The organism is Grimontia sp. THUN1695, from assembly GCF_059704325.2.
In genome coordinates this window covers 1,642,953-1,657,905 of the sequence record NZ_AP046577.1, presented here as the reverse complement: position 1 = coordinate 1,657,905, position 14,953 = coordinate 1,642,953, and the positions used below count along the sequence as shown (strand labels likewise).

The following is a 14,953-nucleotide window of genomic DNA, read 5'->3' as shown; positions in this document are numbered from 1 at the left end:
TGGCGCTTTTAAAAGTAACATAAATTAAGCAAGAACTAGTAAATTCATATAGAAAAGCCGCTTAATTATAAACGGCTTTAAAAAATAATGTGAGGAATATTAAAAATATTTAAGTTTGTTTTGTGTATAAATTGACTAATCCAGTGGATTTGTTAAAGTGACACGTACATTAGAACGACGGGTAGTATTAACCGCTGGTATTTCTAAACTTCTCAAATGTGTTTGTGGAAGAATGTCTTCTTTGGAAGAAACAAAAACACCATTTCCATGATAACCACTTACAGTGACGTCAGTATATCCTCTAGACCAAATTTCCTTGCTAATACATTCAGTTAAAGATTGCTTTTCACCGGAAAGAATTTTTTCAAATGTACCGCTTTCTTTTTTAGCACTTTCAATGTCTTTTGGAGAGAAAGACACGAGTTTTCGTTTGTCTGCAGAACCACATGATGTGAGACGAATATCTTTGATTTTTTCGAGAATGCCTGAAGTATCGAGTGCATCAACAATCTCTTGCACAGAAAAAAGCTGAGAACCAGAACCTATACAATCTAGCCCTGCATTACCATGACCTGAAATATACAGCTTTCTATAGCTAGATAAATCAGCTTCTTCAATAAGTAGCGTTTTTTGTTTTAGTGCTGAGTATTTCAATATTGCAGCGAGAGCGTTATCAAAGCTTTTATCTTGGAGAGATAACTTCGCATCCCTGAAGTTTTGGCACGTTTTTTCATATTCATCATGTGCTTCCTTGTGTAAGAAAATAATATCCCTAAGTGGTTTGTCTTTAACAGCTCTTGGGACTTGTTGTCCTGTTATTCCTACAGCATCTATTTCACGAATACCTGATTTTGCAATAACAAGAATAGCTCCCTCTTTTGGGGCACAATTCTTTATCCCTTTAACTTGAAAGGCTTGGACATAGTTTTGTTCAGAGCCTCTAATGTTTGAGGTAGCTCCTGCAGATATTTTAAACATAACATTTCCTTAAAAAAGATAACTAAATTGTTCTTTTGGTGACAACTGATGGTGATTTTTCATCAATATTGAAATCAATACATTTTTCTAAATAACACTTGGCCCAATTCCCTTTTTTCCAGTTCTCACCATAAGCCGCATCTCTCGCACTTATGATATTTTCAGGATGTAGTGTTAAGTGCTTATAGACTACATATAATACATCCAAAGTATATTTTGTTGCCAAAGACATAGCCTCGTGACTATCGACATCAGACAACTTTTCAAATTCAGACAGGGCTGTTTTCAATACGGCAGGTAAATATGTCGGCGCCTCACATTCTTTACTATTTATTACATTATCATACATCTTTTTAAGATTATCTTTTTTGTTGCCACCAAAACTTTCATAACCAGATATAATATTGGATATTATTTCGTTAGTAGGATTTTCAAAATAACTGATTAGCTGACAAATGATTTTTCTATCTATATCGTCAAACATTGAGTTTGATAATTTATCATCTAGATGATAAATTGAACACAGATGTTTATAATATTTTTCTTGAAAATCAAGGACGTTAATTTTTTTCTCTTTTACGTCTTCAACCAGGTTGAAAATGGTTTGCATCCTTTGATAGATACACTCTGTTATGCCATATCCATTACGATCAAATGCACACAAATCAGATATCCAGCGAGCTTTCCATATATTGATATCATTTTCTAATAAATTGTTTACTCCTTGTATTAGCTCTTTTGTGGTACTTTCCTGGAAAAGAATATGCCTTAAATGTGCATACTCGGGATAAGCCTTAGCAAGTAATGCATCTTGATTAGCATTAAATTTTGATGCTCCAGGAATAAACTTTCGTCCCTCTGCATTTATCTGTGTGATTTTTGACAGCATTAATTCTGCATCGCTAGGGAAGTTCGGTGACAAATCTTTATAGCTTTCGATCAGTGAGCGAGAAGGCTTCAAGATAGCAGTTAATCTGAATACCTTTCTTTCTTCTTCAGTTAGCGTTTTACAGAAATTCCTTAAATGTTGGAAAGACTGAAAGCTTAACTTGGACTCATCTGGTTGAGTCTTAATGAATTTAGTGTATGCCGAAAACTCACTTTGATCCTGTTCAATAAGTAATTGAACACGATAAAGTCGCAGAAGACTTCGTTCAGATTCAAACCCCAATGAAAAAGAACTTTTATCTGAACATTCTGGTGATAGTTGAGTGTTCTCTGTATTTGTTAATATTTGAGCAATCTCATCATCACTTAACATTAACGTATAAAAATCAAATCCGTTTTTCTTAGAAATATTTTTCAAGGCATCTAGCACATGCCCATCAATTGTTTGTTTATTATAAACAGGCTTATAACTAATATTCTCTTTTGACGGAGAGTGTTGGATTTTGTTTGCCATCAATGGCTGACTATTAGTGGCTGAATGAGGCCCTTGTTGGATATGAAAAGAAGAATTTTGTATTTTTATCATAATCTTTACTTGTATTGCCTTGATTTTCTTACAATGAGACTATGTCATATGTTTTTATTCCTTCCTAGTGAAAACTTATCACTTTCAACATTTATCATGCGGTAAGTGACATTTTTACTAAAAAAGAAGAATGAAATAATTGAGTGAGGAATATAAAAAAACTGCCCGATAGGGCAGTTATATGATGTATCTATATTGAAGGTCAGCATTAAGATAAATAATTAATATTGCTTAATAATGCTCGTCCTTGTTTTTGAGCAATGTTCACGAGTTCGTCAAGTTGACCGGCCGTTTGTACCATAACACCATTACGGCTTAAGCGCATTTCTGCTACCACATCTTCCACGCTTAAATGGTCGTTGGTTTGTTCGTTCATTGCCATACTTCCAATCACCAACCCGGTACGGCCAACACCCGCCCGGCAATGTACGACGGGCAGTAACTTATTACAGTCTCCTACCGCTGAACTGCCTGCCCTGTAATACATTGCTACTTTGTCCTGCATGTGTTTTTCGATCAGTGAAGAGATTTCACTGACGGCCTCGGTACCCAATGCTGACTTATCTGGCCAATCGCTTACGTGAACAACAGGTATAACAATGCCTTTTTTACCTGAACCCTGTTGAGTCAGCGCCATTTGATATATATCAGCATGAACACCGCCTGGGAGCTCAATGGTTTCAGCAAGTGTAGACTTTACATTCATCGAGCCATAACAGCCATTTTGGCGGAAATAATCAGGCATTTTATTTTTTGGTGTTGCTATTTCCGCAGAGGATGCGAGCACAGCTAATACCGGTGTACGGTTGTCAAACAACATTTTTAAGTGCTGTTCCAGTTGTGCTTCTTGCGGGTATTGGCAGGCGATAGAACGGTGCGTGCCAACTTGTACATAGTTTGCGTTTAGCTCTGGATGTACAGCAGTTAATTTGTTTGCCTGAATATCACGAAAGCGATTGAGGCAACTCCCTTGTTGATAGCGATCAGGGCAATTGCAGGGTTTAAGTTGTTCTTGTAATTTTTTTAATCTACCGAAAAGTTCTTGCTTTTCATTATCAGAATTAAAGTTGGAAGTTAAACCAGTTTGTTCTACCGGTGATTTATCTTTGTACGTGCGTGGCGGAAGCGACGGTGCTGCCTCTTCAGTATGCTGAGCGGGAGGCATTAGAGGAGCCATCGATTTTCTTTTTTCACTGTTAATCCGCGCATTACATTCCATATATTTGTTACGCTTATCCATGCATTTGTTGAGCTCATCCGTTTGTCGGGTAGAAAGGGAACTCTTCCCGAGTAGGAAAAGGATTCTTGTCTCGTTCTTTTCCTGTTTTATACGGATAATTTGGCTTGCCAGATCCAGATTCCCGATTCTTACTGCTGCACTCGAGTGACTCAAAACATGGGCTCGAAAATGATCTACTAATTTCATATTAGTCGTTCCTTAGACAGTTAATAACATCATCGAAAACATGCTTACATAATGACAGTTAAGGATGAAAAAGAATTATTATGAATTTCGGTGAGACAAGTTGAATTAAGGTATCTATTTGAGGGGGTAAATGATGGTTTTTTGTTGCAACAAGTCTGGTTTTTTATGAATTGCTTATCTTTGATGTATGGAATATTGGATGTTGTTATTCTTGTTTTATCTCTTCAAGGATAAAAAATCGACATCCTTGTCGTAAAAAACACCGGATCCCTTTAGGTACATAGAGTTGACGATGTAGTTAGGATGCATGAATTAATGATTCTATCCATACTGACGTGTTGCGTGTTTACCATGTGTAAACATCAGCGTTATCTAAGCTTACGCATAATCAAGATCATATTAGTAAGTCAGATACTCAATCACGTTTATTTTATTTTCAGTTAAGAAGAGTGATTTTAAAAGTGAATAGTTTTGTTGTTTTATGACAGAGAGAGCATGGGGGATGATAACGGAATTTCTTGAAGCGCTTTTCCTCTTAATAAATCTTACAAATTCTGACATTTTTGTGTGGTAGAACCCTTGCAAATGATCGGTTTTTATGTATTAGTTTCCTTATGTCTATGTCTTATTTTCCGTCACGCATACCCTTGGCACGGATAGAATGTTAAGAGAAAAAAGAAGTAGATTCTAATACGTTAGAATTTGTTTATTTTTTCAAGCAAAAATATGAAACAGAAAGAATGAAATAAATGACAAGGGCATTGAATAAGTTAATATCATAAAAAAGCCCCAATGGAGGGGCTTGGTTTAAAAACAAAGCACTATTTTAACCAGCCAGTTTGGCAAGTTGTGCTTCCAGTTTCGCCAGTCGAGCTGATAAACCTGTAAACGTATAGTTTGAGAAACCGTTCGCCAAGTTATCTTTCATAAAGTTGGCAATATCATCTTTTGCATTATCGCCCGCGGAAACGGCTGCAAAGAAAGCACTGCGCAGTGCATTGCAAGCTGCCTTACCATTTTGCGTTTCGAAGCCTTCCATCCAAGGCAGTTCACAAAGAATGTTAAATGTCGCTTGCTTGACGTTATCGGCCATCAGTGCAGATTTTTCGTTATCAGTCATTGCAGCACGTGCGGCTTTAATCGCCGATTCCAATATAGCTTCACCCTTCTTCAGTTCTCTGGCACCTTTTTGGTTCTCGGTACTGAACAAGCGTGAACGACCACTTTCAAGGCGCTTGATCGCGACATCGATTACCGAAGTCTTCGGTCCTTTCGGCGATTCAGGGGAAATGATGTCAGCTTCTTTATAGCAATCCGCATATTTCAGGAGTTCTTCGCAAAACGCTCGTACATACCCAGATTCATATTGTAGCCCTGTTTTCAATATATCCACATGAGTGAAGTGACGTGTTGCATCGCTGACCACTTGCTTAATGTCAACTTCCGCGGCTGTCACCAAATAGTTGGCAGCAGTCTTTGATAAGGCATCAAGCTCATCTGCACTTAAGTGGATGCAGGTTTGAAGCAAATCATCACTCAACAGCAGTTCGCCAATATTGGCATGTTGCTTCGATTGGTTGGCAGGATTACTCATAGCCGCAGTATTGGCGTGTTCAGCTTTTCCTGTTTTACGTAAGCGGCTTTTGTCGAAAGTCCCAATTTCTGACAGCAAGGCATTACGGCCACCTTCGGATTTCGCTGTGTCCGCCATCGGCAATGGTGGTGGTAGCGGAATGTCTTCACTTGATGTTTTTCTCAGCTTTGTACTGTTTAACAGCTCTTGCATTAGCTGGGCATGCGTGTCAGTAGGTGATTTTTTAGCCGACGATGCCGATACTGGCTTCAATGTAACGCCCGCACGGATTTGTTCCATCAGTTGTGAACGGGCATCGTCCGTGTGCGTTGTTACCGCCATTTTTACCTGCACAGTTTGCTGAGGCAGTGGTGGTGCTACAGGGATTGATGCAGATGGCAGAGGTGGGGCAGGAGGAATATCCCCTGATTGTTCCGAGACAGCAGAGAGCGAGGTTGGAAGTGGTGGTGCAGGAGGAATAACCACAACCGACTTCGTAACAGATGTTGAAGTTGCTTCAACATCGATAAACACTGAGTCGCTTTCGTTTCCGCTGAGTGATGACAGATCTTCTTGTGATGAAGTGCGGCTGCTCATCTCACTGGATACTGACGATTGGCAAGATTCTGAGGCAGTATTGCTGTGGGATCCTTGTCCTTTTTGCGTCGTATTAGTTGAAGATTCTGGGTGCGTTTCCTCACTGACAGAAGAAGAGGATGAGCGACGCGTCGTAGATGAGATCCCTTTCACGGTATCGCTGAGACGACGGTATCTCTCGGCAAGCGCATGCAGTTTTTCAGTCAATGGTTTTGCTGATACTGTTTTAATCGAAATTTTTAACGTACTACGATGATTCTGCTCGTTAGCATTAGTAGAAGAAGATGCTGACACACTGATGTGTGCTTGCGTTTGTATGGGGAATCTAAACATTCCAACTCCTTGATTTAACAAGTATTTTACGGGTGAGCTATAAAACTAAGACGGGCGATAACTCTTTTCTGCCCTTTTAGTTAATAACACGTCTGATCACACATTGAACATACGTGCGTACATATCGCATGTATCGAATCAATCAGAATGCTTTTAGATGAGAATGAATCAGCAGTGTCTTGGCCCTGATTGCTTGCACAGTTTATCCCCGTAATATTTGTATAATCATCATACTTTTTGTGATTTAGTGCTGGAGCAAAAAATCGCGGATACACTGGCATAGCTAATATAGAGAAAAAGGGGAATGCCAGCATAAAGGTCGGATCAGTTCAACAACAAAACTGTTTGACTTTCAGGATGTTTCATGAGTTTTGCTCAAAATGTGGGTGTAGAATGTCCGCGTAAAGGAGAAAAATGCTCCACATTCTTCAGATATAAAGATAATGGATACGTTATGAAAGTTTCACAACAGTGCATAGAAAGCACGAGGCCAGAGAATAGGATGGGTGAAAAGCAACCAAATTTAAATATAAAGGCGGTAGAACATAAATCAAAACGGTTGCATTTTCCTTTTTCTATGGTTAGGCGATGCTATGATCCCCAACAACAAGAGCCTGAGAGCACCAGAGTGTATGCCTTGATTGAAGAGGCGGCTATTTATGAATCAAAAGCGGCCCAAAAAAGTATACCTAACGTTGATGTGAGGGCGACGCCTGCGGCATTTTCACCTACACCTGCTGAGTTAACGACCAAAATTGTTACACAGATTTGTTCGCAATCCGCCTATTGTAATGATGGTGTCATTGGTATTAAAGGCTCACTATTGCAAGCGGCGGTAGCCGTTAATAGAAAAGAAAAAGAAATTGTGCTGGTGTTAAATCGAGAACAAAAAGAAACAGGAATTAAACATATTTTTAACGGATCTTCGCGATCGCAATCTGATTACCTCTATGCAGCTAACATAACAAAAGCATTGGTCATGCTACGTGATCGAGAGTATCAAGAATATAGCATTACGATTACAGGGGACCATAAAGAATCCAAACTGATCAACTATGCATTAGAAAATTGCAAATAAAAGCAAAATCTTTGGTTCATTTAATTTTTTAAACTCGCAATATATTTCAATGTGAAATAAAGATTAAGTGGTGTATCTCGATAGGGCATCTCAAGCCATGGAGCGAGTTAGGGATACACCATCAGCCTTACAACACACGTATTTACCACATTTATTATCGTTGAAAAGGCCAAGCAATGGTCAACGTTGGTGTCCGTTGTTTGAATTACCCGCAAAAACGGCCATCTTCTCTTCGCTCAGTGAATGCGGCTTACCATGTGTCGCCGCCGCTTACGCAGTTATTTCCAAACAATTCAGACACAGCTAGACACAATAAAGAATCATAACGTACGGAAAAAGCAGGCTGAATAAATGGCGCTTCAGTTTGATTCACCTTTTCTCATTAGAGGGGTGACGAATGTTGAAGTAACGTGGAGTAAGTCATAAACCCAATATCGATGAGGTAACAGTGTTTAATTTTAACATTTCAAGTATTGATGCACCTAAACCATCAGTGCTGGAAAAAACGTACAACAGTGTAGGGGAAAGTTTCGAACAGATTCTGGCGACCATTGATGCCATTCAGTCAGGCGGCATGTCAGCTGCTGATGCCTTACGTTTACAGCAAGAAGTGTTTCATTACTCCATTTACCAGGAAACGGTCACCAAGATAGCTGCAAAAGCGGCAACGGCCATTAACGAAGTGATGAAGGCGCAATAAAATGAAAAAACTACTCCTGCTGGCATGTGCACTATTTCTGGCTGGCTGTGGTACAACAGGAATGACACAGGTCGCCAAGTTTGAATCCGCCGATCTTTCAAACAAAGTGGTGGTGCTGCTGAACAAAAATAACGTCAAAGCGAAGTTGACATCGTTAAAAGATGGTTATGGCGTGCTAGTTGACGATGAACAAGAAATGCGCGCCCGCGAGTTGCTGGCTTATTACAACTTCTATTTTGAGCGTGAAGATCTTAATGACCTGCTTGAATCAAAATTCGCGAGCCTGAGTAAACTTGAGAACATAAAGAGTAACTTTCTGCAAAGTCGGGAGTTGTATAACAAGCTCAGTATCATGCCGAGTATTTTGCGCGTTAGTGTTGTGGTTACCGGTGAAAAGGCTAAACGAACGTCTGTCCTTATCATTAGCCTGAGTGAGATCTCGCCTGAAAATAAAAGCAATATCGAGAGATTCCTGAAAGGCGTATTAAACGAAGAAGATAAGTTGACCATCAGCTACTTTGTACAGGCGGTGTGAGTTGAAAAGATCTGAAAAATGGTACTTCAGGCTTAAACATCACTGTTTGGCGAAAGAGCGTTTAACAAAAGAACAATTTGAGTCATTGACACAGCTCTCTGACGAAGAAGTGGATGCCTTCTTCCAACAGTCTAGCCGACATATTAAAAAGCGTATGTCATGCCTTGGAAAAGTCGTGCGTTACCAGAATGCCAAAAAGGCAGAAATCAGCCATGAGTGGCCGAAACTCAGGCAAGAACTGGGACAAAAGCTTTGTTTGTGGTCTGATGCGCTGGGAATAAAACCGGTTAAAGGTCATGCGGATGACATTACGCTTGGGTTGGCTATGCTGGCAAATACAGACAGAAAAAAAGCCATGATCTGGTCAATTCGGCTGAAGAAGTCCTTGCCTGACTTTTTGGTTGAAGTAAAAAGTGTTTCTCGACTACAACAACTATTACTTCAAATTAACAAAGATTAATACCAAAAAAATTTAGGTACAGTAGAGATGAACGAGTTTGATGTAGATATAAAAAATATATCTGACGACTTTTTTGATTTACTTGATGGCAAAGTAATAGAAGCGCACATCAATAAAATCAAGAAAGAGAAGAAAATCACCATCGAGATCCTTCAAGAACTGCTGGAACTGGGTGATTCTTTTTATAACAAATATCAACTAAAAGAAGCGGAGATTATTTATCTCTCTTATACCGGGTTATGTCCGTTTGATCACCGTGGCCCGGCAAGTCTTGCGGCAATATATCTGGAACAGGCACAGTTTCAAAAAGCGTTGGATATGTTGAATATTGTTAAAACCTACCCAACAGCTGATTTTGATGAAACGTTGATCAACATGGCACTTTGTCATTATAAGTTAAAACAATATATTGAAGCTGCAGCAGTTTTTATCATTATACATGAAGAAAAACTGAACGACTTTTATTTACAGCGTTATTCATTTCTGCGAAAGCAGTTAAACCCCTACCTTCAATAAAAAGGAGCTTGAAATGTTAGTGAATAACCATACACTTTCCCATCAGCCTACCCCCGTGTCCCCACAGGCCGAGGGTAACCGGGGAAGTGAACAGGATGATGCTGTCATTAATTTGTTGCTTGAAAGTCAACCTTCGCGCCAGAACAGCGCCAAGTTACGAGCGGCTGTCGGAAACGTTGCGACAACCAACAAAGAGCAAGAAATTTTGAATTCTATGCTTGGTGCGGTTGAGGATCATACCATTCAACTGGAAGCGATTTCCAACTGGACGGACGGTGGGATTAATGCCTTTAAAGGTGCGATTGAAATGATCGCGCAACATATGATGGCAAATAAACCAGAAAATGGCACCTATGGCAGTTATTATGAAGATCTCTTTCAATTGGCTATGATGGATGTGTTGGCCAATGCGAAGGACTATGGTGTAGAAAGCGATCCTGTCTTTATGCAGTTTCTTTCCTGGTCAATGGAGTATGTAGGAACAGGGCAGCATAACTCTTGGGTGGAAACGTTACCAAATCCTGAAAGTTGTTCCCCTGGACAAAAACCAACTCCTGGTAGTGGAGGAGGGAATGCAGGAAATCACCTGGTAAAGATTGCAAATAAAGTATGGGAAACGCTTGTCGAGAAAATAAAGAATAATAGTATTCCTTCAGACTCTCTTACTGCGAGATTAATGTTATTTATTAGTAATAATGGAAATAGTGGTAACACCAATAATCTATCTGAACACCTACCAAAATCTATTTACGATAATTTATATACAGCAGACCATAATGGTAATGTAGTTGCTGAGGGACAAGGATTTTATAACTCCCAAAGTGGGGGTTGGATAACAAATAATAATAACCATATGAGTCCGCTAATGCGAGTCACATTATTGAGCTATATTCTAAAAGATAAAGGAGAGCTTTCAACTCCGCATGTAAATACGATTATGTATGGTTCATTAAAGGAGATAGATGAACTATATAAACAACTGTTTAATGTGTCAGGGAACCCTCAACAACCAGACAATGTTTACTTGTATATTATTCGCTGGAATAGGAATAGTTCAACAGGTTCAGGTTCAGGTTCAGGTTCAGGTTCAGGTTCAGGTTCAGGTTCAGGTTCAGGTTCAGGTAATAGCCAAGGTTTGGAAGAATATAAAAATGGTTGGCAAAACTCTGCTGCTGGTCATGACGGAAATAATAGACCAAATGGTGTAACAATTAGCTTGGACTTTGCCGGTGAGCTTGATTTTAATTGGTTAAAAGACTTATCTCAGAACTACCCACAACGTATTCTCGGTGATGAAGACATCAAAGAAATTAACCGTTTGGGGGACTCCGTTAAAATGCTGATGCAAACAATGAAGTACTGGTTACAGATTATGCGCGATGAGCGCACGGCAATTGCAAGAAACATATAATTTCATAAAAAATCATTATTTCTCACTGATGACTTGGTGGAAGTGAGGTATAATAATCCTGTCAGCATGCATTGTTTTCTTTAACATTAAAGGTATGCGAAGACAGTGATAAACGGCAGTCGTATTATCTGGTCGTTATTGGTTTGATGCAGTGTTGGTGGATTGCGACGTATTGAATAGATAAAACCACCAATAAAAAATAACAGAATTCGCGCACTTGTCGGCGTGCGCCACACGTTGTAAATAAGCAAGGTGTTATTCGCGGAAACAAACAGAGATTGTTTCGCAAACAAGCCGACACCTATTAATTATATGTAGGAATTGATGATGAACGTATCATTAGTAAAGATCTCAGAGAACCAGGAATCTCTGTGGAGTGAGGCGAATCGAGAGATCGAGAAAAAGCAGACCCAGACTCAGCAACAGGCTGAGCAAGGCGCAGCCATTCCAGGGCAGCCTCTTCCTGGCAGTTCAGTGAACCTGAACGATTTGTGGCGTTTAATTAAAGAGAGTGCAAAGCAAGTCGCGGAAGCTGTGTCTAGCGGTGGCCAGGATAAAGTGGCCACCAAAAAAGGGCTGATTGCGCTGCAAAAAGATTCGCGAATTCAAATGCTTAACGAGCGTGCACAAAAGCTCGAAGAGCAGCAGAAAACGCAAAAAACCCAGGGTATTTTAGGCAAAATCGCGATGGCACTGGGCTTTGTGGCAGCACTTATTATGGCACCTTTTAACCCTGTGATGGCAGCAATCATGATTGGCGGTATGATTGCAGGATTAGTGATCCCAAAAATTGCTGATGAAATCATGAAAGCCGCAGGGGTTGCGGAGAGTATCCGCGACAAAGTGAAAATGGGGCTGGAAGTTGTTATTGGTCTTGGCAGCATGATCCTCAGCTTTAACCCAGCCAATATTGCGTCTTCAGCAGGTAAAGCGATCGCAAGTGGTGCGATGAAAGCGGCGGCTGTAGTGAAAAAAGGCGTTGATGCGGCTAGAACGATGCAATCTTTGGCCTCTATTTCCTCGAAAGTGGGCAGCTTGGCAGACAAGGTGCGTAAAACGGCGCAGCCATTGCTGGATAAACTTCAGGAGTTTGCCAAAGGTGGCCAGTTGAGTGCAGCACGTATTGGTCAGGCAAGCTCAGTCGGGTCTAATGTCACCGCTGTGGTAAGTACCGGTTACGGCATTAAATCGGCAGATATCGCCAAGCAACTGGAAGTAAAACAAGCGGAGCAAGACGAATTGCAGTCGCGTATTGAGCAAGTGCTGAAGATGCTGGAAGAAGCGTTTAGAGCAGTGAGTCGTTCATTGGAGTCACTGGCAGACGTTAATTCAGCGCACCGCAGCTTTACTAAAACCATCAACGCAATTCATATGTAAGGAGAACTGTTTATGCCTATTCATGCTGTTAACCACGCGCATTCCTCACAACCGATTGACGCTGCGGGTTCCGCTGTTGCTGGTGCATCTGTTGATGTAGCCAAATGGCAAAAACTGGACGAGAAGGTTAAGGGACTATCTTTGAATACTCCTACTATGGCTGAGCTTTTAGCATTGCTGGAGGAAATTTTAAAAGCCAACCGTGAGCTGCGTTCACAGGTGATGCAAGAGCGAATTACTGAGGCTAAAGCAACCACTCAGTTGGCGGTTCTCCTTGCTGAAGACCGTAAGCATGATGCCCAAGTGAGGTTTGGGGTTCAGCTGGCTGCCGGTGTGATGACTATGGCGCTTCAGTCAGCTGTATCTGTTCGCATCGGTCAACAAAAAGTACTGCAAGACAAACACCTGAGAGCTATGACGGGTGACACTGGTGCGAAGGTTTCAGATCTTTCCATGAAAGATCTGAACAAATTCACTGCAGGTTTGCAGCAGGGACGTACTGCCAAATACAACACGGTTGGCCAAACCGGTAATATGGCCAACACTATGGTTGGTCATATTAATGACATGCAAAACGCGGAACAAGTGAAGCATCAGGAAGAAGGTACTGCCAGCAAGCAGCTGAAGGAAAAAGTGGACCAGACGCTGGATACCTATGTGCAAAACCTGACACAGGCAACTAAGCAACTCAATGACATTCTGGAAGCGATGCAGAAAGCAAGTGCGGTAACGAACCGTTAATCAGCGTAAAGGACGAGCGGGTGTGAAGCCCGCTCTATTTTTGTATGCGTAATGTATCTTTTGTTATGCCACTTAGGGCTGAGCGGGTTTCCGATGTTTCCAGCCCTAAAAATGTTCGGGAGGAAGAACAAACCAAACGCGTCCGGGATGTCAGCGGTTCGGAAAAGCAGGAGAAAAAACGCCACCGTATTTTCCGTATTCAGAAAACCCCGATGACGCCGCAGCAGCAGCGTCAGTTTGCTCGATTATTGAACAGCTATCAGCTTCGAGCGATGCGCGATTGGTACAGTTTTTCCAGCCAAATCGATACAAACTCGCTGAACGATGCACAGTTATGGATATTACAGGCGGCGAACCAGAGTCAGCATTTGTACCCAAAGTCTGTTCGAAAGCAGATAAAACAATTTCTGGCCTCTGCCAATATTGATACAGCACAATTAGAGAGTCAGCCAGACAGTGACGCCGTACAGCAATTGATTGCTTACGAGCATTATCTTGAGGGGCTGATTTCTATGCTTGTGTTGTGTCGCCGTTTCGATGAGCGAGAGAAAAAGAACCGAAAGAAACTGAAGCAACATTTTATTGACAATGAAGCATTTCAATCTGAAGCAGACGACGATGGATCCCTACCAGATTCTGAAGAGCAAATCGAGCAGGATCAGTTGGAATGGTCTGTCTGACAGCCAGCAATATATAGATAAAACCGCGGTCATAGACTGGTTTGGTGAGCTGCGTGAATACTCAGAAGAGTTGGTTCAAGATATTGTAGTTAAAGGTATTTTAGAAAGTGAATTCCATAAAATCACCTTTATTATAAATATTGTTCAGAACCCTGAGTTTCAGTCAATGAGCTCTATGCAAGTTTATCAACTACTTTATGACTTTGTGTGTAAAACACCACAAAGCATTCTTGGTTGGATCGATGAGAAAGATTTTGCGATGAGCCGGGATGTATTGGCTATTCTGGCAAGAAATCGTTAAAGGTACGTATAATGAGTTACTCGAGCGGCACGATTGTACCAGCGTATAGTGTTTCTGAAGATGTGTATAGAACAGTAAACGATATAGCGGGTGCAGTATTTGATAACAATATAATCAGTTTGTCTTTCAATGGAGGGGTAACAAAATACACTTCCAGTTCTCATGCTTTAATTAAGTGTCAGTTAAAGACTGCCTATTTAGAAGCAACATTGTATGTTGATAAATCAGAAGTTGAACGTTTAACGGGATTTGAATTCTGTTACATGGATGAGAAGTATCTTTCCTATCTTATGTCACAGCACTTATTGAAATATGGGCTTTATTTTGAATCCATTAATGTTGGCGGGCGAGAATTAGAAGAGAGCTTATTGGCAAAAGCATCACTTACTCTTGATCATATAAAGATGGATGTGATGGTAGAGATAGACAGTTTGCTTGTGGATAACGCCATGTTGATGCACAGGCATGCACAACTGCCAGGCACATTGTCATTCAATACATCACTGAGTCTTTTGGAGACAGTGTTAGATAGCAATGAAATACTGTCACTGAGTACTGAAGATGTCATTCTTGTTTATCCCAAGTAAACCCCATGAAGTTAGATGACATAGAACAATTTCTTCTCAAACTAGAACAGAATGAGGAAGTGGTTTTCAGAGATTGTCAAGATGATCTGATATTTCCCCTCATTCCGTTTTTTCAGCTGGTTCATGTGTTGAATTTGGATGAAATTATACGGTTTATTATTTCCATAGAGCACAGTCAGAATGGAA

The 14,953-nt window shown here is 40.6% G+C and carries 15 protein-coding genes; 11 read left to right on the top strand and 4 right to left on the bottom strand.

What is annotated here, in order from left to right; all coding sequences use genetic code 11:
* Positions 1–135: 135 nt before the first annotated feature.
* From AC6IB1_RS11045 to AC6IB1_RS11030, 4 genes are all read right to left on the bottom strand, one after another.
* Complete coding sequence (locus tag AC6IB1_RS11045; RefSeq protein ID WP_497566711.1) at positions 136–978, bottom strand: OspB protein; 843 nt, start codon at positions 976–978, stop codon at positions 136–138.
* Positions 979–1,000: 22 nt separating this feature from the next.
* On the bottom strand, positions 1,001–2,452 hold the full coding sequence (locus tag AC6IB1_RS11040; RefSeq protein WP_497566710.1) for a hypothetical protein: 1,452 nt from the start codon (positions 2,450–2,452) through the stop codon (positions 1,001–1,003).
* 208 nt (positions 2,453–2,660) lie between these two features.
* Positions 2,661–3,878 carry a protein-tyrosine phosphatase family protein gene (locus AC6IB1_RS11035; RefSeq protein ID WP_497566709.1) on the bottom strand — a complete coding sequence of 406 codons (1,218 nt, stop codon included), beginning with the start codon at positions 3,876–3,878 and terminating at the stop codon, positions 2,661–2,663.
* Between the two features lie 826 nt (positions 3,879–4,704).
* Complete coding sequence (locus tag AC6IB1_RS11030; protein WP_497566708.1) at positions 4,705–6,342, bottom strand: WH2 domain-containing protein; 1,638 nt, start codon at positions 6,340–6,342, stop codon at positions 4,705–4,707.
* A gap of 403 nt (positions 6,343–6,745) precedes the next feature.
* On the opposite strand from AC6IB1_RS11030, the gene AC6IB1_RS11025 reads away from it, so the two are divergent.
* The 11 genes from AC6IB1_RS11025 to AC6IB1_RS10975 all read left to right on the top strand — a co-directional run bounded on the left by AC6IB1_RS11025 (position 6,746) and on the right by AC6IB1_RS10975 (position 14,767).
* The gene (locus tag AC6IB1_RS11025) at positions 6,746–7,459 is read left to right on the top strand and encodes a hypothetical protein (protein WP_497566707.1); all 714 of its coding nucleotides are present in this window, start codon (positions 6,746–6,748) and stop codon (positions 7,457–7,459) included.
* A 448-nt stretch (positions 7,460–7,907) separates the two neighbouring features.
* Positions 7,908–8,159, top strand: coding sequence for an EscI/YscI/HrpB family type III secretion system inner rod protein (locus AC6IB1_RS11020; protein ID WP_497566706.1), 252 nt, complete (start codon positions 7,908–7,910; stop codon positions 8,157–8,159).
* A gap of 1 nt (position 8,160) precedes the next feature.
* The gene (locus AC6IB1_RS11015) at positions 8,161–8,694 is read left to right on the top strand and encodes a type III secretion protein (RefSeq protein WP_497566705.1); all 534 of its coding nucleotides are present in this window, start codon (positions 8,161–8,163) and stop codon (positions 8,692–8,694) included.
* A 1-nt stretch (position 8,695) separates the two neighbouring features.
* On the top strand, positions 8,696–9,154 hold the full coding sequence (locus tag AC6IB1_RS11010) for a hypothetical protein (RefSeq protein WP_497566704.1): 459 nt from the start codon (positions 8,696–8,698) through the stop codon (positions 9,152–9,154).
* A 27-nt stretch (positions 9,155–9,181) separates the two neighbouring features.
* Entirely contained in the window at positions 9,182–9,670 is a 489-nt protein-coding gene (locus tag AC6IB1_RS11005) for a tetratricopeptide repeat protein (protein ID WP_497566703.1), read from the top strand.
* A 13-nt stretch (positions 9,671–9,683) separates the two neighbouring features.
* Positions 9,684–11,081: a molecular chaperone gene (locus tag AC6IB1_RS11000; RefSeq protein WP_497566702.1), complete on the top strand. Its 1,398-nt coding sequence runs from the start codon at positions 9,684–9,686 to the stop codon at positions 11,079–11,081.
* A gap of 327 nt (positions 11,082–11,408) precedes the next feature.
* On the top strand, positions 11,409–12,458 hold the full coding sequence (locus AC6IB1_RS10995; protein WP_497566701.1) for a VspD: 1,050 nt from the start codon (positions 11,409–11,411) through the stop codon (positions 12,456–12,458).
* 12 nt (positions 12,459–12,470) lie between these two features.
* Positions 12,471–13,199 (top strand): type III secretion system protein, encoded by a 729-nt coding sequence (locus AC6IB1_RS10990; RefSeq protein ID WP_497566700.1) that lies wholly within the window; start codon positions 12,471–12,473, stop codon positions 13,197–13,199.
* Positions 13,200–13,243: 44 nt separating this feature from the next.
* On the top strand, positions 13,244–13,879 hold the full coding sequence (locus AC6IB1_RS10985; RefSeq protein WP_497566699.1) for an ATP-dependent exonuclease: 636 nt from the start codon (positions 13,244–13,246) through the stop codon (positions 13,877–13,879).
* On the top strand, positions 13,788–14,180 hold the full coding sequence (locus AC6IB1_RS10980) for a hypothetical protein (protein ID WP_497566698.1): 393 nt from the start codon (positions 13,788–13,790) through the stop codon (positions 14,178–14,180). The genes AC6IB1_RS10985 and AC6IB1_RS10980 overlap by 92 nt, the downstream gene beginning before the upstream one ends.
* Before the next feature lie 11 nt (positions 14,181–14,191).
* Positions 14,192–14,767 carry a dimethyladenosine transferase gene (locus AC6IB1_RS10975; protein WP_497566697.1) on the top strand — a complete coding sequence of 192 codons (576 nt, stop codon included), beginning with the start codon at positions 14,192–14,194 and terminating at the stop codon, positions 14,765–14,767.
* Positions 14,768–14,953 lie beyond the last annotated feature (186 nt).